The following is a 17,225-nucleotide window of genomic DNA, read 5'->3' on the forward strand; positions in this document are numbered from 1 at the left end:
GAGGCCTTGCCGCTTGTGCTTATTGCTGCACTTAGGTGGCCCGCCGCTGGCGCAACACTGCCGCGAAGAACTTCTGCGCGGCGGGCATGACTTTGATGCCCATATGTGGAACGTTGGGAATTTGGTCCAGCTTGACATTCACGCCAGCTGCTTCAAAGCTGGCGCGCAGCCGTTCCAGGCGCTCGGGCCGGGTTTGGCCGGCGTCGTTGGCGCCTTCCATGTAATGCTTGCCGCCGGGGCGATGGGTAATCTCCCAGGTTTCGAGATCGGCGGCGCCCACCGCCATATGGATGGGTACCTGGCGCAAAGCGTCCAGGTTCAGGGCTTTGCCAAAACGCGCGTCCATATCGGCCACCCCCACCCACCATTTGCGCCCGGTGTCCAGCAGCGTGACCGAGCCCGGCGCGCCTATCGACGCGGCCCACAGCCGTTCGGGATGCAGGTAGCAGAATCGGTGGGTGAACTGGCCGCCGCCGGAGTAGCCGAAGAGCGCAAATTTGTCGAAGTTGCGGCCATACTTCTTGCCGACGTCAGCAACCATGTCCAGCAGAATCTGGTCGTAGCGAATATCGCCTTCGAGAATCTGTTTGTAGCCGTCGCCGTTGCCGTCCCCCTGCACGCCGACCGGAAACAGCGGAGCCAGAATGACACAATCGTTCCAGCGGCCAAATTCGGAGAAGTTGTTGCGATAGGTCTCCATCGCACGATTCGAGCCATGGACCACCACCACCAGATCCACCGGACACGCCGTATTTTCGATGGACTCCGGCACGTAGAGGCAATAGGCAAATCGCTTGTCGCCCGCATGGGAATAGACAGTCGTCGGACCTTGATCGTAGAGACGCCGCGCAGTTTGGCGCGCCAGCAGATCAGCCTGGGAATCGTGAGTAGCGGTGCTCATGGTCTAAACCACTTAATGAGAAAGATCCGCAGTATCCGCCAGCGCCAAACAAAAGAAAATATAATTTATTTTTAATTGGGGTAAAGTAAATTTTTATCCAAGAAATTCAATGCAACATGAGTAGCATTCGTTTTTTAAGAACATTTATTGCCGTCGCCGAGCAAGGCAGCTTTGCTGCCGCCGCCGATCGGGTTGCACTGACTAGCGCCGCGGTTGGTCAGCAGATGCGTGCGCTGGAGGATGAAATGGGCCGTCCTCTGTTCGAGCGTAGCCATAGACAGACCGGTTTGAGCCGGGAAGGTCAGCTGCTATTGCCGCGGGCTAAACGTCTGGTAGCCGATTACGAAGCCATGCTGGAAGATCCTGAACGCGATTTGCGCATGGAGGGCGAGGTCACGGTTGGCGGTATCATTTCTGCCATGGGCTTGCTGGCCAATTGCCTGGTGCAGTTGAAGGCCGTTCATCCTCTGGTGTCGGTCACACTGACCAGTGCCCGCTCGGATGAATTAGCGCCGCTGCTACTGGCTGGCGAACTGGATGCCGCCGTGGTGGTGGAATCCCCTCGGCAAAACTTCAAAGGCCTGAGCAGTTCACGGCTGTATGACGAACCCCTGATCTTGCTGGCCAGCGCCGAAGCCCAGTCCAGAACACCAGGCATCCGCGAGTTGCTGGCGACCCAGCCATATATCCGCTATGACCGCAATACGGCAACTGGCGCCAGAGCCGACCGAGTATTGCGCCGCTTGCGAGTCAAGCCTCAAGAAATACTGGAGCTCAACTCGATACTGGGCATTGCCGCTCTGGTGCGCCAGCAAGTGGGTGTCAGCCTGGTACCCCTGCTGCAACACGTCTATTGGGATCAGGATCCGGCCTTAGCGGTGTTACCGCTGCCGGGTCCGCAAGAATTCCGTAGCATTAGCATCGTTGAGCAAGGTCGCAAGCGTCATCTGACCAGCGAGATCAGTAAATTTCTGCGGGCGGCGCTGACATGAATCGCCGATCCGGCCTTCAGCGAAATAGGCTGGCCGGCGTCTGATGTATCCGCTCGATCAACGTTCTCTGATCCGCTGGCTTTCCATGCCGCCGCTGTTACCAAGGCGCAGACCCGCATAGCCTCGACGACGTGAATCATGTCCTGGCGGTCACGCCCCTTTGATATGAGCTACGAAGAAGAGCGAACCAGCTCAGCATAGACGCCGCGCTGCGCCAGCAGTTCTTCATGGGTGCCACGCTCCACGATCCGCCCGGATTGCAGCACTATGATCAGGTCGGCGTGGCGAACGGTGGATAGCCGATGCGCGATTGTGATGATAGTGCGGTCCTTCGAAAGGGTGTTCAAGGCTTCGGTCAGGGCCCGCTCGGTGCGAGTATCGAGCGAACTGGTGGCTTCATCGAGCAACAGCACTGGGGGATTGCGCAGTATGGTGCGGGCCAGCGCCAAGCGCTGTTTCTCTCCGCCTGAGAAACGGTGTCCACGTTCTCCAACCAATGTGTCGTAGCCGTGTGGCAACCTGCGTACTGCGGCATCGAGTTGTGCTGCCTGGGCCGCCGCCACCAGTTCCTCGTCGGTTGCCTCCGCTTTGGCAAAGCGCAGGTTGTCGGCCACCGAGGCGTCCAAGAGGTACGGTTCCTGCGAGACCACGCCGAGCATTTCGGACAACGATTGGAAACTGAGATCTCGGACGTCGATTCCGTCATAGCGGATCGAGCCGTCATCGACGTCGTATAGGCGAGCCAGCAAGTGGCCGAGTGTACTCTTGCCCGATCCGGTAGCACCGACGATAGCGACGTGGCTGCCAGCGGGGATGTCGAAGCTGATCTCCTCCAGGACGGGAGGGCTGCGCTTGTCGTAGCGGAAGGTGACGTTGTCGACCTGCACCCGGCCACGCATGGATTCGCGAACCAGCTCCACTGCGGCCGCTCGTTCTTTGATTTCGATCGGCGTGTCCAGGTACTCGAAGATGCGGGCGAACAACGCGCGGGTTGTGCGTACATCGCGTCCAAGCTGCAACAGTTGCTCGAAAGGCCACAGCAGCTGTTCCTGCAGGGCGATCAGGGCGACCAGAGTGCCGATGGTCAGTGGCGTGCTGCCGCTTATCAGCACCCCCCCGAGAAGCAAGGTCAGCGCGGGCAGGATCGAGAGCGTCAGGCCGATCAACGCCCACTGCCATTCGCCTGCGGTCCGGGAGCGCACTTCCAGCGCGGCGACGTCTCGCGAAGTGCGCGAGAAGCTGTGGATCAATAGGCCGCTTCGGCGCAGAGTGCGGGCCAGGATGATGCCGGAGAGCGAGAGAGATTCCTGGATCGCCGACGAAAGGTCCGCCTGCCTGGCTTGCTGCGCGTAGATAATGGCCTCTCGCTGCCGGGCGACTCGTTGGCTGATCATGACCGTCAATGGTACGACCAGCAACGAGAAGAGCGCCAACCGCCAGTCAAGCAGACACATGGCGATGGTCGTCATGAGCACCGTGCTGAGGCTGCGCGCCAGCTCGTTCCCCGCGTCGGTAACCAGCGACTGCAGTCCGCCGATGTCATTGGCGATGCGCGACTGGATTTCACCGGTGCGGGTGCCGGTGAAAAATCTCAGGGAAAGGGACTGTAAATGCGCGTATACCCGCACGCGCAGGTCATGCAGAATGGCTTGCCCGATTCGTGCCGACAGAATCGTCTGCAAGGCGCCGATCGCAGCGCCCACTATAGCCACCGCGATCATTCCGCTGACGAGCCAGAGCAGCATGACCAGGTTTGCATGGGGCAATGCTTCGTCGATAACGGCACGCAGCATGAATGGCGAGGCCATGCTGGTCAACGAGCCTAGCAGAAGCAACACCACAACCAGTAGGATTCGTCGGCGATAAGGTGTGAACAAGGTGAACACACGCGCAAGCGAAACGTGCCTGACGGCTAGGTCTTCGTAGCACTCTGGGTCATTCCCGGGACGTTCATTCCGTGTTTGCATCTCACGCTACCTACGGGCGTTGACCGGATTCGTCCGCGAGCGGCACCTCGGATCGCCCAAAGCTCTGATTCTCGCAATCCTTTATAGAGATTCGTTCCCGCTGCTATGGACACTGTGTGGAGATAGAGGGGGGGCTAGCAACAGCGACGTGCGGATGCGGGCTTCCATCCTATGTCCACAATTGCGCAACGATGTATCCACCTCGGCCACGCAAACTCTCCGCACCCATTACGGAGATTCCGCGTCCATGTCCATCGACACCGCCAGCCTGCTGGCAGATGAAGCCCGTTATTGCTCTTTCGGCGATACGGTCCACTACGTAAACCCGCCCAAGATATTCGCCGGCTGCGAAGGCAGTTACATGTTCGACGAATCGGGTACGCCGTATCTGGATCTGCAGATGTGGTACTCGGCAGTCAACTTTGGTTATCGAAACGCCCGTCTTGAAGACGCCATGCGGCGTCAACTCGAAACGTTGCCCCAGGTCGCCAGCCAGTACCTGCATCCGACCAAGATCGAATTGGCCCGTGTCATCGCTCAAGACGCCGAAAAGAAGTGGGGCCGCGCCGGGCGCGTGCACTTCAACGTCGGCGGGGCTCAAGCCATCGAAGATTCGCTCAAGATTGTGCGCAACGCCAGCCAGGGAAAGAGTTTGATGTTTGCCTTCGAGGGCGGCTATCACGGTCGTACGTTGGGCGCGTCGAGCATCACGTCCAGCTATCGCTATCGACGCCGCTATGGGCATTTCGGCGATCGGGCGCAGTTCATTCCGTTTCCGTATCCGTTTCGTCGCCCCAAGGGCATGACCGCTGAAGAGTACGCGGACTCGATCGTCAGGGAGTTCGCCCGAAAGTTCGAGAACGAGTATCACGCGGTCTGGGACCCGAAAGCCGCGCAGTGCGAGTATGCCGCCTTCTACATTGAGCCGATTCAGGGCACGGGCGGGTATGTGATTCCACCCGCCAATTTCTTCACCGGCCTCAAGCACGTGTTGGATCAGCACGGCATTCTGCTCGTGGTCGACGAGATTCAAATGGGCTTCTGGCGCACGGGAACGCTGTGGTCCGTGGAGAACTTCGGTATCAAGCCGGACGTGCTGGTGTTCGCTAAAGCGCTGACCAATGGCCTGAATCCGCTTTCCGGCCTGTGGGCGCGGGAGGAACTTATCAATCCAGAGGTGTTTCCCCCCGGTTCTACGCATTCGACTTTCGCCTCCAATCCCTTGGGGACGGCCATTGGCCTGGAAGTCATGAAGATGACGCATGAGGTCGACTTCGGGCGCCGAGTAAGAGATTCTGGTGCCTACTTCCTGGAAGGCCTGCGCGATCTGCAAAGGCGCCATCGAGAAATCGGCGACGTTGATGGTCTAGGGCTTGCGTTGCGCGCTGAAATATGCACGGAAGACGGCTATACGCCCAACAAGGCCCTGCTGGATCGCATGGTCGACATCGGCTTGGCAGGGGACCTGGACTACCAGGGACGCAAGCGTGGTCTGGTGCTTGATGTGGGCGGCTACTACAAGAACGTGATCACGTTCGCGCCATCCTTGATGATAAGCCGTTCGGAAATAGACGAGGCACTGGCCCTGCTCGACCAGCTGATCGCGCGCGCCAGGCGAACCTGATGCCCGCAAGCCGTGTTCTGCGGAACTCGCTCGAACCCAACGCCCTTGTCGAGTGCTTCGTAAAGCATCCTCCGGAGGGCTTCGAGATCCTGCAGGAGTCTCCCTTGCTGGCGTTTGTCGCGCCGTTCGATCTGCTGACAACGGCGGACGATGCCCTCAAGGAGCGAGTGCGAGGTCTGCCCGGCTACGCGCGGTGGTCGCGATGGCTCACCCTGCGCGCGAATTTCATTGGCACGACGGTGAGCGAGTACGCCTTGATTCCGGTCGATGCGGATCCGGCGGCCATGGTGCGAGCGCTAGGCCAGGGGCCTGGGCGGCGCCGCGGACTGACCATCATCAAAGACCTGCCGCACCACTCTCCGTTGCTTGGTGAGGCAGAGAACGCGAACGCGGACGCTTTTGCGCAGGCCTGCGAGGAGCAGGGATGGGTGGTGGTCGAGGGCCAGGCGCTGGCGTACGTTCCCATTGATTTCTCTGATAGCGGCGCCTATGTGGAGCGCCTGCCCAAATCCGCGCGCCGGTACTTGACGCGAAAGCTGCGTGCCAGGGATCGGGTCACGGTCGAGAAGATTGTCACGGGAGCGGCATTTTCGGACGATGCGCGAATCGATAGTTACTACGCCTTGTACGAAGAGGTCTACGCCCAGAGCAGCATCCACTTCGACCGTCTGACGCGCCCTTTTCTTGCGGCCTTGCTACGCGATGAAGCCGCTCAAGGGATCGTCTTTGAGTACCGTCACTCCGACACCGGCGACCTGCTGGGATGGAACCTCTGTTTTGACGACGGTACGCGCCTGGTGGACAAGTATATCGGCTTGTCCTACCCCGGCTCGCGCCAGGTGAATCTGTACTTCATAAGCTGGATGGTCAACCTGGAATACGCCTTGCAACGAGGGCTGACCCACTACGTCGCAGGCTGGACCGACCCTGGTGTCAAGGCGATGCTGGGCGCGAAGTTCACGGCGACGCGCCACGCCGTGTACGTGCGCAATCCAGTGCTCCGCATGCTGGCGCGCAGCTTCCGTAAACACTTCACGGCGGATAAGCAATGGTTGCCTTAGAAGAAGCGTTCCACGCCGCAAGCCGCCCGGTGGTATTCGACACGGATGGCTCAGTCGGAGCGCTTCCCGCCGAAATCAGATTGATACTGAACGATGATTGGCGTGAAGCCATCCGCTATGGCTGTCGGCGCGACGTCTTGAGGGCATGCATGCGAAATCTGGAAAGCCGCATGCCGGCCGCGGGCGATCACGGCACCGTCTTTCTTGGCAGCGGTGATTTTCATCATCTGAGCTTGCCGTTGGTCGAGCGTTGCGCACGGCTGCAGACGCACGCTGGCCTGCGCGTGGTTGTCCTGGACAATCATCCAGACAACATGCGGTTCCCTTGGGGAGTCCATTGCGGTTCCTGGGTTCATCATGTGGCTCGTATCCCTGAAGTGGCCCAGGTGCATATCATCGGCATCACGTCCGGCGATCTGGGGTTCGCACACGCGTGGGAACACAAGCTAGGCTCCCTGCTGGCCGGAAAGATCTCTTACTGGAGCACCGGTGTTGACACGCGGTGGGCGCGATGGCTTGGACTTCAGGCACATTTCCATAGCTTTCCAGACCGGGAAAGCCTGATCCTGGCAGCCAGCGCGGCGCTGCGGGCCGAGCGTCGGCCTACTTATTGCAGTATCGACAAGGACGTGTTGTCACAGGACGAGGTGCACACGAACTGGGACCAGGGCGTGCTCCGCCGTGCCGATGTGGCGGCTATCGTCAACGCGCTGCAGGGGTGCGTGGTTGGCAGCGACGTCACGGGTGACGTTTCCGTTTGGCGCTACCGCACCGCCTGGAAGCGTTGGCTGAGCGCGGCAGATGGGCAGGAGACTGCCCATCTGGTTGAGCATTTGCTGCCATGGCAGGCTCGCCAGAATGCCTTCAATTGGCAAATTCTTCGTATGCTCAACGCGGCGCGCTAAACGGCATCGTGTTCATTTTCGCCGTGGCTTCGAGGTCGAAGATGACTCGCTAAGGGCGAGGCATCCTATGCCAGCCAAGATCAACACGGTTCCGGCGACCTGCGGCCAGCCGATGGTTTCGCCAAAAAAGTAGGCCGACGCCAGCAGTACCGCGACAATCTCCAGGTACGATGCGGCGAAAGCGGGGCCAATGGGAGCATGCCTGAGCAAAACCATCCAGGCAAAAAATGCTCCCGCGTACCCGATAAAGGCGCCGTAGATCCAAGGCTGCCCGAATACCCGGCCCATCCAGGCCCACGACATCTCGAGCGGAAGCGCCTGCTCGCCCGCCAACTTGAAGCTCAGTTGCGCGAGGGTGTCGAACGACATCAATACCAGGAATCCGATCAAATAAAACCGCCGCATCGTTTCCTATCCTTTCAGGCCCACGACGGCCACGCCAATCGAAACCAATAAGATCCCCATTACCCGCAACGGCGTCAGGCGTTCCCCGAACACGATGCGACCGAGCAACATCACAATCACGATACTGATCGATCCCAGCAGCACGCCGTCGGAGAGCGGTACCAGGGAAATGAATGCGAGCCAGAGCACGAACTCCATGGCATAGCAGACGAAGCCGATCCATATCCAGGGCCTTCTTGCCATTCTCCGCCACCGATTCCCGCCTTCCCCCAGGTGTGGGTCGACCGCCGCAGCTTTGAATACGAGTTGTCCGATGCTGTCGAACAAGAGATTGAGAATCCACAGCATCATCACCAAGGGCGACATCGAGTCATTCATTCCGCTGGTTCCTGTCGGTTGAAGGTCGATCCGAGAGCTCGGCAATGAATGCGGCCACGCTGGTGATGACGGTCCGGCGCTCCTTGTCGATCGTGATCATGTGATAGCTGTCTTCAAGCAGCTGCAGACGTACGGAAGCATTCTTTGCTCGTCGCACTATCTGCAGCGCGTTCGACACTGAAGCGATATCGTCGTGTCGGGCATGCATGACCAGGCAAGGCGCGCGCAGCGCTTTCATGTAACGCAATACCGACGACGCCAGCTTGCGCATTTCCACCACCGACCACCAGGGATTACCCGGCAATCCGGATGCGCGGCTATTTCCCTCGCGCATACTGGCAACGACCCGGGCGCGCAGTGCTTCGTCCTTGATTCCGTAGGGGGGCTGTTCCAGGAAGACGCGACCGCGACCGATGCCGAGCCCTCGAAATAGCGGCAGAAGGAAAGACAGTCTGGTGTAGTAGGGCATGCTCCAGCCATCATGGCGAAATGCGGGCGACAGTGCCAAGACACCGGCGACGTGGAATGGGCGCTCTTGTGCCAAGGCTAGCGCCAACAGCGCGCCCATCGACAGCCCGCCGACGAAGAGGCGATCGACCCGGCTGGCCAGGATGTCGGCGCCACGACGCACGCAGGCGAGCCAGTCCAGCCACGTCGTGGCGACCAGGTCTTCCTGTGTGCCGCAGTGCCCTGCGAGCTGTACCGCGAATACGCTATAGCCGAGAAGATGCAAGCCGCGCGCCAGTACGCGCATCTCGTTGGGGGTACCGGTCAAGCCATGGATGAGAAGCACCCCGGTACGGGCCCGGCTTCCTCGTCCTTCAAGAAAATACTCATTCCCAAGGGTTGGGACGTGGGGATGCTCATCTCGTGGGAAGTTTGCCCGCTTGCCAAGCGGCGGTGGGGCGGCGTTCGCGACGAAAGTGGGAAGGATCACGCCAACCACCTTTCTTCCCGGCGAATCGGAAGAGAGGAAAGGCGTAACAGGGCCTCGTCGAAGTCGAGAAAGGGGGCGTGGGGAATCTCGTTGCCGCGGCAGTATTCCAACAGCCTGGACTTGGCAAGCACGTAGTCGGCATTGGCGGAGACACAGTAATCCGAGGTTCCGTCGCCCACATAAAGGACGCGCTTGCCTGCCTTCCGGTGGTCGTTCAATTGCCCGCACTTGCAATTTGCGCTGGCGCAACCCGCTTGCGCCCACGGCGTTTCCAATTTCCAACACCGGAGCCCGGCAGGTAAAAGCTGGTTGGCCACGATAGGAATCTGTCCTAGGCCTTCCCGGGAAAGTACCGTGGAAATAGCGTGATCCAGCCCGTCGCTGACCACGCGCACTTCCATGCCCAGCTGAAAAGCATGCTGTACGAAGCGGTGAAACCCCGGGTCTATGGTGATCTGGTTCAGGCTGCTCTGAAGCTCCAGAGCGCTCATGTCCAGAAGGGCCACCTGCCGCCTCATGCACTCTCGAGAGCCGATTTCCCCTCGCTGCCATGCTTCTTCCAGCGCTTCCCACCCGGGACGACCATAGCGTACGAGAAGTGTGTCGGTAACGTCCTGATGGCTGATGGTGCCGTCAAAGTCGCAAAGGATCGTCCAATTGGAAAAAAAGGTCTCATTCATGAAATTTCACTATTACGTTTTGCCCAACGAGCGCGGGGATCGGACCGTCGAATTCCAGGATGCACTCGACCACGGGGGCAGGGGCGCGTTGCGTGTCCTGTTGTTGAAGGCCATTTCTATAGATGGGGTTGATGCGGACTAGCCGCGCTGGCGGCCATGGGGATGCGTTTGCCGAGGGATCCTGGTCCGACGCCACGGTTGCCAGCATGCCCGGGCGCACCGAGGTGACGTACGTGGCATTGAGCTCCGCGCGCACAATGAGCGGGCGGCGCGGAAGGAGGGTCAAGGCAGCATCACCGGGTTTCAGATGGGAGCCGACCTGAGTGGAGACCTCCACCACGAACCCTTCCGCGGGCGCGCGCAGCGCCAGCTGTGTCACCGCGGCCTCGGCTTGCTTCAGGCGGGTTTCGGCCACCTCCGATTCGGCACGCGCCACTGCGGCGTCGGACTTTGCCTCGGCCAATCTTTGCTGCGCTTCATCGGCCAACTGAGGCGAGGCCGCGCCTGAGCGTGCCGCTTCGCCGTAGCGCCCAGCAGCCCGCCGCAGCTCGGGCAGGCGCCGCTCGCTAGCCTCCAGCTTGGCGCGAGCCAGTTTCAATTCGGACTTCGCCAAGGATGCCGCCGCGGAGACCTGCTCACTTTCCATCTTCAGCAGCACCTGGCCGCGCTCGACGCGAATGCCCTCGCGCGCGTCCATGGCGATGACTGATCCTGCAATTGTCGGCGCCAGCACAATCAGCCCACCTTCGACCTCGACTTTTCCGCGCGCGACCGCGACGGGGCGCGGGCCCTGGCTTTCGGTGCGTTGCGTGGAAGCGTCCGCCGTGTCGCGCTCCGAGCAGGCGCAGAGCGCCAGGGTGCATGCGATCACTAAAATGTGCCAGCGCGCGATGGCTGAACCCCTCATTCCTCTACTCCTCGATGATCTGGCATATTGCGTGTATCGCTGCGTATGCTCCCGTCTTCCATGTAGATGACACGATCGGCATGTTTCACCAGGCGCGGGTCATGGCTGACGCACAGTACGGTGGCCCCGCGCTTGCACGCGAAGCGGCGCATGATGTCGACCACGCGCTGCCCGTTTTCGGCGTCCAGCGAACTGGTCGGCTCGTCCGCGAACAGCAGGTCTGGCGCTTTGGCGATCGCACGGGCAATGGCCACCCGCTGCTTTTCCCCGCCGGAGAGCTGGGCGGGCCGCAAATGGGAGCGATGTGACAGCTGGACCTCGTCCAGCGCATGCCTGGCAAGCGCGAGGCTGTCGGCGTTGCGGACTCCCAGATAGCCGAGCGGCAGTTGCACTTGCTCCAGCGCCGTGAGCGCCGGAAACAGATTGAACCCTTGAAACACGAACCCCGTGTGTCTCAGCCGGAAAGCCTCTTGCGCCTTGCGGCTCATGCTGCCAACGTCATGCCCGAGCGCCCGTGTATGGCCGCTATCTGGACGCTGAAGGCCGGAAAGCAAGGAAAGCAGGGTGCTTTTCCCGCATCCCGACGGACCTGAAATCAAAGTCAGTTCGCCGGGGTACACGTCCAACGACAGCCCTTGCAACACCGGTGCGTGTACCCCGCCCGAAGAAAAGGACTTCACGAGTCCGACCGCTTCCAGGCTAGGGGTGGCGACAGCATTGGCCGAGGGGCTATGCCGGCTGGGGTGTGACATATCCGAGTCCATCAACGAAGCAACAAGGATGGGTCGGTGCGGAACAGGGCGCGAATGGCCATCAGGCTGGAAAGCAATGCCATCAACCCAATCATGACAATACAGGCCAGGGCCGCCGTCGGTGTCATGGCGACCGGGACGTGATAGGCTGCCGCGGCCGCCAACAGAAGCGCGCTTGCGATAGCCGCAATCAGTAAGCCCAAGCCCCCTACCAGGCAAGCTTGTTCGATCACTACCCGGGAAAGCGCGTAGCGGCTGGCACCAAGGGCGTTGAGCGTGGCGTACTCGCGTGCCGATGCCGCTACGACAGCCGAGAACGATTGACTGGTGATCACGACACCGACGATGCAGACAATGAGCGCCATGAACATTACAGCCGTCCCCGCGCCCGTATCCAGCAGCCAATAGCGCTGGGAGCGTTGCGCGAACTCCCGCGCCGTCCAAACCTGGAGTGGCCCGAAACTCGAACCGACCTTGGCCAGTCTCGCATACGCCGCCTGGATACGACTGGAGTCGGCAAGGCGCGCAACGTAATAGGTTTTTCCTTGATTGGCCTGCTGCGGCGCAATGGCGGTTGCGGTTTCCAGCGACGCCAATACGTTCACCCCGCCCAGGCCGCGCAGGCCAGGCAGCGTGGCGACAACACGCACCGCGTAGCGATTGATCCAGGCCCGCCCACCCACGCTCACACCCAGCGAATCGAGGTCTGCGCTGTCTACGATGACCGCGCCTGGCTCGCGCAGGCGTGCTCGGAGTTCCGGGGGAAGTAGCCTGGAGAAGAGCATCGCCTCGCGATCAGTCGAAATGCCGGATAAATACACGGATACGCTGCCCAATCCGGGAGACTCGGGGGTCCAATCGCCATCGACCCATTGATAGGGCTCAACCGCCACGACGTCCGGGTCCATGCGTAACCACACCTCGGCATCCGCGCTTACAGAACGGCCGAAATTGACGCTCTGTGTGCCTGGATAGCCCGCCCAGATATGTCCCGAAGACTCCCGGACGTACAGGGCCGCCGTGCCGAATATTCCCAGTACCAAAGCTGCCTGGGTTGCCAGCATCAAGCCGGTGAACCCCACGGATAGCACCACCGGCACGAAGCGTTTCCATTCGTGTATCAGTGTCTTGCGCGCCAGGGCGATCATGGATTCGCTTCCCCGCCGTCGTCGAGCGGTGCGCCGCCCAACGCCTTGTATAGCGCGACGAACGCCAATGTTCTGGAGCCCCGCGCCAGTTCGGTCTTTGCCCGCGCTTCGAGAAAGGAACGCTTTTCCGCCAGCGTCTCGAAGTCGCTCGACAAGCCGAGCGCGGCCAGTTGGCGCTGTGCAGCGACGCGTCGAGCCTGCGCTTGGCCGGCTTCCTCCAGCGCCTGGACCCGCTCACGCAGTCGCTCAAGCGAAGACAATGCTTCTTCGACTTCGGATACTCCGGTCAGTACGGCCTGTTGGTATCCCAGTAACGCCGCATCGATCCCACGCTCGCTGGCTACGACCTGGGCCCGTCGCACCCCCCAATCCCATAGCGGAATATCGATCGTTGGTCCCACTGACGGCACGAAGTTGCTGTTGGAGCGGCGATTCTGGGTGACGTTGTAGGAATATAGGATCGAGCCTCCCAGGCTTAGCCGCGGGTACATCGCCGCGCGGGCGATCCCCAGACTCGCGGCCGCCCGCAGCACTTCAGCCTCGGCTTCGCCAATATCTGGCCGGGTTCTAAGGAGATCAGCCGGAATGTCATGTAGAGCGAAAGACGTTAGCGTGCCTGGTTGCACGGCTTCGTACCACGCCGGGTCGGGACCGCTTCGGCCGAGCAGTAGCGCCAGCGCCCGCGCAGCACGGTCCGCCGTCAGGCGCATGGCGGCGAGTTCTGACTGCGTTTGCCAACGTTGCAGGCTGGCGGCATCCACCTCTTTTTGACTTCCGAGATGGGCGTTCAACCTGGTCAGGGTGAAACGTTCGGCTTTCGAGTCGATGGCTTGTATCTGACGCAGGATCTCTATCTGTCCATTCGCCACACCCAGATCGAGATAATTGCGCACCACTGCGGCGACGAGCGATACGCGCAGGCCTTGTTGGCGCGCCTCGGCCCGCTCCAAATCCGCCTGGGCCAGAATCCGTCCGCTCTCCGCGGCGCCGAACAGGCCCAATTCCCACGCCATGTCGAGGCCGACGTTGAAGTATGAATCCCGTGCGGCGGCATCCTTGGCTGGATGAGCACCTGCCGTAAGCCAGGGAAGGAATCGCGCATTCGCTCGGCCGGCAAGCTGACGTTCCGCTTCCAGCAGGCGGGCGGACTGAGCAAGGTCCAAATTGTGATGCAAGGCTTCTTCGACCAATCTGTTCAATCGGGAGTCGTCCAGCGCTTTCCACCAGGACCGCAAATCCACGGGCCGTCCTGCCGGCTCCGCCGGCTCCGACCAGGCGCTGGGCACCTGGCCGGGCATTTTCGGTACCGAAACGGCAGTGCAGCCGAGTTGCGTGGCAATGGCTAGCAGCGTGATAAAGCGGATCCTGGATAGAGCGGACGGGCTTGTCATGGGAAAATCGCGTGGCAGAAATCCACCCGTGTCGATTGAATGGCCAATGCAAGGATCATCGTTGCCTGACGTTGCGCAGGCATGCGGTTTGTATGGAGAACTGATGGACGTGGAGTTTGGGGGGGGGAGATCGCCCGTTATTCCTATACGGGTTGCGGCATGCGCCGGTCGCTGGTGGCAAGGCTTGGCACAAATACGTAACCTTGTCCCCAGACTGTCTTGATACAAGAGGGGCCGGGATTTTTCCCGTTCAGCTTGCTGCGTAACTTGCACACGCATACATCGATCCTGGTCTTGCTGCCGATGTGCCTGGAGCGGGAGTCACCCCGCGTCAGCCTTGTCAGCTCCTCTCGCGACAGGACTTTCCCCGCATGATTGGCCAATACCCACAAGATCTCGAACTCCGCCGTGGTGAGTGGCACGGTTGTGCCGTCGCCCCATATCGCCGAGCGGGTGCGGCGGTCGATGGTAAGCGCTCCGAGTACCAACTTGTCGCGTCGGATTTCCGCCGTGATCTGCCGGCGCAGCAGCGCGCGAATTCGTGCCAGCAATACCCGTGGCTGTACCGATTTGACGACATAATCATCTGCACCGGACTCCAGGGCCTGGATGTGGCTGCGACTGTCGCTGGCGGCGCTCAGCACCAGGATCGGAACCTCCGATGTAGCTCTGAGATCTTTGCATACTTGCAAGCCGTCGTAGTCAGGAAGCTGTAAATCGATAATCGCTATCGCCGGACTGTGGTGTTCGAAGGCCCGCGTTGCATGCTCTCCTCGGTATGTCTGGGCAACCTCGAATCCGTGCAGGCTGAGGAACCGCGCGACCAGGTTCGACATTTTCGGATCCTTTTCAATCAGCAGAACCTTTGTCGATTGAGCGGAGGCGAGGGACATAGTCAGTTCCTTTGGTCGAGAGATGTTCGCGACCGCGGCAAAATTGCCGGATAGGGAAAGTATGTCGAGAGCATGACCCACGCACGTGGTGGTTCAGTGCATGCTTTGCGGAGGTTTGATGTAGTGGATCGTCAAATACGCGTTTCGCATCTGGTTCGACGGAACTCGTCTTGCCCGAAGGAGAGGCGTCCGAGCCAGGCAGGCGCGGGACGATGCCGCCGGTTTGATGGAGGCCCGAGCGTAGCGCTACGAGTCCGCCGTCTTGTCGCTAGCCGACAGTGCGATGGGCCAGCGTAGTTCGAAGCAAGAACCGCCGGCCGCGGACGGGTGGCACGACGCACGACCTCCGTGCGCCTGGGCGATGGCTGCGGCTACGGCCAGGCCCAACCCGCTTCCGCCACTACTACCGGTGTCCTTGCCGTCAGTCCGCTGCAGGCGTCGAAATGCGGTAAATACCTGCGAAGCAAACTCCTTCGGGATGCCGGGGCCTTCATCTTCAACCTGCAAGATGCTCCATTCATCCTCCAGCCGAGTCCGGATAGTGACCACGCCGGGCACCGCATGCCGGCGCACATTCTCAAGCAGCGCGAGCAGCGCTTGGCGGATGCGCACTGGGTCGCATAGTACGGCTCCCGCTTGCAGATCGAGTTCTGGGCGATGGCCCGATGCCTGCAGGGCATGCGTGCAGAAATCAACCACTGAGGCCACCTCGATGGAAAGATCGGTCTCTTGGATGTGCAAATCGAGATGCCCGTTTTCGGCCAGGCTGACCGCGCGCAGGTCTTCGATCAGTCGCGATAGGCCCTCAACCTGTGCCAACAGGCTGCGGAACAGAGATTCTTCGGGATAGAAAACGCCTTCCGCCAACCCTTGCAGGCGCCCGCGCAGAATCGTTACTGGCGTGCGCAATTCGTGGGCAATTGCCGCATTCCAGAAAGAGCGCTCGTGAGTCATGCGCTGCAATTGGCTGGCGAGCGCATTGAAGTCATCCGCCAGCGCGGACGCCTCTCCAAGTGAACGGTCGCCCGCATCCGCGCGCGCGCTCAGATCGCCGTTGGCCACCAGACGGATGCTGTTGGCGAGCGAATTGAGTGGAACCAGGATGCGTCGCGCCAAATGAAGGGCGACAACGGCGGCCAGCACTAATGCAACCACCGTGGTCAATATCATCCAGACCCACTCGACATCCGTCACCTCCCATTCAGACGTCTCTGTGATGGTCTCGGGCCAATACTTGTCCGCGAGGTAAAACACGGCATAGGAGGTCAATATCAGGAACAGCACCACCCCAAACGCCAGGGCAACCATGCTCAGCACGATCTGGCGGCTCAGTCCGGCAGGTTTCATTCGGCGCCCAGCAGTTTGTAGCCAACACCGCGAATCCCGACCGGGATGCCCTCTATGCCGACATCCTCCAACTTCTTGCGAAGCTTGCTTATATGGCTGTCCACAGTGCGTTCCAGCGAGTCGCCTTCCGGCAGGCAGGACGCCAGCAATTCGGCCCGCGTGCAGACCTTTCTCGGCGCGCGCGCCAGATGTGTCAGGAGTCGGAATTCGGTGAGCGTCACGCTGACTATCTGGGGTTGCCCATCCACGCTGACGGTGACCACATGCTGGTCCAGGTCGATTTCAAAGGGAGAGACCCGCAGTATCCGGCCATTATCCGTGGGGCCAGCCATCGAGCGGCGCAGGACGGCCTGTGTGCGTGCGACAACCTCTGCCGGATTGAACGGTTTGACCACATAATCATCAGCGCCAAAGCGCAGCCCCATCAACTTGTCGACGTCCTGATCCATGGCCGTCAGCATAATGACCGGGGTATTGCCTCGATGGCGGATTTCGGCGAGCACTTTCCAGCCGTCCACTTTAGGCATTTGCACGTCAAGCAGTACAAGGTCCGGCTTCATCGCCAGGTGCATATCCAATGCCCGGCGGCCGTCAGCCGCATGGCAAGTTCGTAGCCCGGCGCGCTTCAGATAGGCCTGCAGGATGTCTGCGATCTCCAGCTCGTCTTCGGCGATGAGGATCAAGGCCTGGTGGTCTGCGTAACTACCAAGCGAGGAGGTATCGGTGGACATGACGGCAGTTGCGAGGGGTGGGGTTATCGATGCCGCCATCATATCTCCACACAATACCGGCGTAAACGCCACCCCGAGCCTTCAGCATGCGGCCATGCTTGCGTGCAGATCGGCAGCGAAGGGCACGGACGGGAAGGAATCTCCAAATGATATTTGCAGGTCTGTGCCGCGGTTCGAGTGCGTTCGAGATTGATTTTTTCGGGCGT

At 60.7% G+C, this 17,225-nt stretch carries 17 protein-coding genes; 4 read left to right on the plus strand and 13 right to left on the minus strand.

The window, feature by feature from the left end:
* Positions 1-31: 31 nt before the first annotated feature.
* Complete coding sequence (locus I6I07_RS11565; RefSeq protein WP_198486730.1) at positions 32-901, minus strand: alpha/beta hydrolase; 870 nt, start codon at positions 899-901, stop codon at positions 32-34.
* A 116-nt stretch (positions 902-1,017) separates the two neighbouring features.
* On the opposite strand from I6I07_RS11565, the gene I6I07_RS11570 reads away from it, so the two are divergent.
* Positions 1,018-1,893 carry a LysR substrate-binding domain-containing protein gene (locus I6I07_RS11570; protein WP_198486731.1) on the plus strand — a complete coding sequence of 292 codons (876 nt, stop codon included), beginning with the start codon at positions 1,018-1,020 and terminating at the stop codon, positions 1,891-1,893.
* Positions 1,894-2,063: 170 nt separating this feature from the next.
* Here I6I07_RS11570 and I6I07_RS11575 read toward each other — a convergent pair whose 3' ends face one another.
* Positions 2,064-3,701 carry an ABC transporter ATP-binding protein gene (locus tag I6I07_RS11575; RefSeq protein ID WP_232626046.1) on the minus strand — a complete coding sequence of 546 codons (1,638 nt, stop codon included), beginning with the start codon at positions 3,699-3,701 and terminating at the stop codon, positions 2,064-2,066.
* 406 nt (positions 3,702-4,107) lie between these two features.
* On the opposite strand from I6I07_RS11575, the gene I6I07_RS11580 reads away from it, so the two are divergent.
* The 3 genes from I6I07_RS11580 to I6I07_RS11590 are packed head-to-tail and all read left to right on the plus strand — an operon-like array spanning position 4,108 to position 7,450.
* A complete protein-coding gene (locus I6I07_RS11580; protein WP_198486733.1) occupies positions 4,108-5,484 on the plus strand; it encodes an aspartate aminotransferase family protein in 1,377 nt (458 codons plus the stop codon).
* Positions 5,484-6,545: a GNAT family N-acetyltransferase gene (locus I6I07_RS11585; protein ID WP_198486734.1), complete on the plus strand. Its 1,062-nt coding sequence runs from the start codon at positions 5,484-5,486 to the stop codon at positions 6,543-6,545. Before I6I07_RS11580 ends, I6I07_RS11585 begins: the two co-directional genes overlap by 1 nt.
* Positions 6,533-7,450, plus strand: coding sequence for a hypothetical protein (locus I6I07_RS11590; protein WP_198486735.1), 918 nt, complete (start codon positions 6,533-6,535; stop codon positions 7,448-7,450). Before I6I07_RS11585 ends, I6I07_RS11590 begins: the two co-directional genes overlap by 13 nt.
* A 12-nt stretch (positions 7,451-7,462) precedes the next feature.
* Here I6I07_RS11590 and I6I07_RS11595 read toward each other — a convergent pair whose 3' ends face one another.
* The 11 genes from I6I07_RS11595 to I6I07_RS11645 all read right to left on the minus strand — a co-directional run bounded on the left by I6I07_RS11595 (position 7,463) and on the right by I6I07_RS11645 (position 17,019).
* Positions 7,463-7,819, minus strand: a complete 357-nt coding sequence (locus tag I6I07_RS11595) for a DMT family transporter (protein WP_232626047.1) — start codon at positions 7,817-7,819, stop codon at positions 7,463-7,465.
* Positions 7,820-7,861: 42 nt separating this feature from the next.
* Entirely contained in the window at positions 7,862-8,233 is a 372-nt protein-coding gene (locus tag I6I07_RS11600; RefSeq protein WP_232626048.1) for an EamA family transporter, read from the minus strand.
* The gene (locus tag I6I07_RS11605; RefSeq protein WP_232626049.1) at positions 8,226-9,170 is read right to left on the minus strand and encodes an alpha/beta hydrolase; all 945 of its coding nucleotides are present in this window, start codon (positions 9,168-9,170) and stop codon (positions 8,226-8,228) included. The genes I6I07_RS11600 and I6I07_RS11605 overlap by 8 nt, the downstream gene beginning before the upstream one ends.
* Entirely contained in the window at positions 9,167-9,850 is a 684-nt protein-coding gene (locus I6I07_RS11610; RefSeq protein WP_198486737.1) for an MtnX-like HAD-IB family phosphatase, read from the minus strand. The genes I6I07_RS11605 and I6I07_RS11610 overlap by 4 nt, the downstream gene beginning before the upstream one ends.
* Positions 9,843-10,757: an HlyD family secretion protein gene (locus I6I07_RS11615; RefSeq protein WP_198486738.1), complete on the minus strand. Its 915-nt coding sequence runs from the start codon at positions 10,755-10,757 to the stop codon at positions 9,843-9,845. The genes I6I07_RS11610 and I6I07_RS11615 overlap by 8 nt, the downstream gene beginning before the upstream one ends.
* Entirely contained in the window at positions 10,754-11,509 is a 756-nt protein-coding gene (locus tag I6I07_RS11620; protein WP_198486739.1) for an ABC transporter ATP-binding protein, read from the minus strand. Before I6I07_RS11620 ends, I6I07_RS11615 begins: the two co-directional genes overlap by 4 nt.
* A gap of 11 nt (positions 11,510-11,520) precedes the next feature.
* Entirely contained in the window at positions 11,521-12,657 is a 1,137-nt protein-coding gene (locus tag I6I07_RS11625; RefSeq protein ID WP_198486740.1) for an ABC transporter permease, read from the minus strand.
* A complete protein-coding gene (locus I6I07_RS11630) occupies positions 12,654-14,048 on the minus strand; it encodes a TolC family protein (protein WP_198486741.1) in 1,395 nt (464 codons plus the stop codon). The genes I6I07_RS11625 and I6I07_RS11630 overlap by 4 nt, the downstream gene beginning before the upstream one ends.
* 143 nt (positions 14,049-14,191) lie before the next feature.
* Positions 14,192-14,941, minus strand: a complete 750-nt coding sequence (locus tag I6I07_RS11635) for a response regulator transcription factor (protein WP_198486742.1) — start codon at positions 14,939-14,941, stop codon at positions 14,192-14,194.
* A gap of 246 nt (positions 14,942-15,187) precedes the next feature.
* The gene (locus I6I07_RS11640; protein ID WP_198486743.1) at positions 15,188-16,288 is read right to left on the minus strand and encodes an ATP-binding protein; all 1,101 of its coding nucleotides are present in this window, start codon (positions 16,286-16,288) and stop codon (positions 15,188-15,190) included.
* Complete coding sequence (locus I6I07_RS11645) at positions 16,285-17,019, minus strand: response regulator (RefSeq protein WP_198486744.1); 735 nt, start codon at positions 17,017-17,019, stop codon at positions 16,285-16,287. The genes I6I07_RS11640 and I6I07_RS11645 overlap by 4 nt, the downstream gene beginning before the upstream one ends.
* Positions 17,020-17,225 lie beyond the last annotated feature (206 nt).

The sequence above is a fragment of the Achromobacter deleyi genome (genome assembly GCF_016127315.1).
In the GTDB taxonomy this organism is placed as follows: Bacteria; Pseudomonadota; Gammaproteobacteria; order Burkholderiales; family Burkholderiaceae_B; genus Achromobacter; species Achromobacter insuavis_A.

Bases quoted from the DNA above. Each gene is read 5' to 3' on its own strand.
- I6I07_RS11565 (WP_198486730.1), bottom strand. From the start codon at position 901: ATGAGCACCGCTACTCACGATTCCCAGGCTGATCTGCTGGCGCGCCAA.
- I6I07_RS11570 (WP_198486731.1), top strand. From the start codon at position 1,018: ATGAGTAGCATTCGTTTTTTAAGAACATTTATTGCCGTCGCCGAGCAA.
- I6I07_RS11575 (WP_232626046.1), bottom strand. From the start codon at position 3,701: ATGGCCTCGCCATTCATGCTGCGTGCCGTTATCGACGAAGCATTGCCC.
- I6I07_RS11580 (WP_198486733.1), top strand. From the start codon at position 4,108: ATGTCCATCGACACCGCCAGCCTGCTGGCAGATGAAGCCCGTTATTGC.
- I6I07_RS11585 (WP_198486734.1), top strand. From the start codon at position 5,484: ATGCCCGCAAGCCGTGTTCTGCGGAACTCGCTCGAACCCAACGCCCTT.
- I6I07_RS11590 (WP_198486735.1), top strand. From the start codon at position 6,533: ATGGTTGCCTTAGAAGAAGCGTTCCACGCCGCAAGCCGCCCGGTGGTA.
- I6I07_RS11595 (WP_232626047.1), bottom strand. From the start codon at position 7,819: ATGTCGTTCGACACCCTCGCGCAACTGAGCTTCAAGTTGGCGGGCGAG.
- I6I07_RS11600 (WP_232626048.1), bottom strand. From the start codon at position 8,233: ATGAATGACTCGATGTCGCCCTTGGTGATGATGCTGTGGATTCTCAAT.
- I6I07_RS11610 (WP_198486737.1), bottom strand. From the start codon at position 9,850: ATGAATGAGACCTTTTTTTCCAATTGGACGATCCTTTGCGACTTTGAC.
- I6I07_RS11615 (WP_198486738.1), bottom strand. From the start codon at position 10,757: ATGAGGGGTTCAGCCATCGCGCGCTGGCACATTTTAGTGATCGCATGC.
- I6I07_RS11620 (WP_198486739.1), bottom strand. From the start codon at position 11,509: ATGTCACACCCCAGCCGGCATAGCCCCTCGGCCAATGCTGTCGCCACC.
- I6I07_RS11625 (WP_198486740.1), bottom strand. From the start codon at position 12,657: ATGATCGCCCTGGCGCGCAAGACACTGATACACGAATGGAAACGCTTC.
- I6I07_RS11630 (WP_198486741.1), bottom strand. From the start codon at position 14,048: ATGACAAGCCCGTCCGCTCTATCCAGGATCCGCTTTATCACGCTGCTA.
- I6I07_RS11635 (WP_198486742.1), bottom strand. From the start codon at position 14,941: ATGTCCCTCGCCTCCGCTCAATCGACAAAGGTTCTGCTGATTGAAAAG.
- I6I07_RS11640 (WP_198486743.1), bottom strand. From the start codon at position 16,288: ATGAAACCTGCCGGACTGAGCCGCCAGATCGTGCTGAGCATGGTTGCC.
- I6I07_RS11645 (WP_198486744.1), bottom strand. From the start codon at position 17,019: ATGTCCACCGATACCTCCTCGCTTGGTAGTTACGCAGACCACCAGGCC.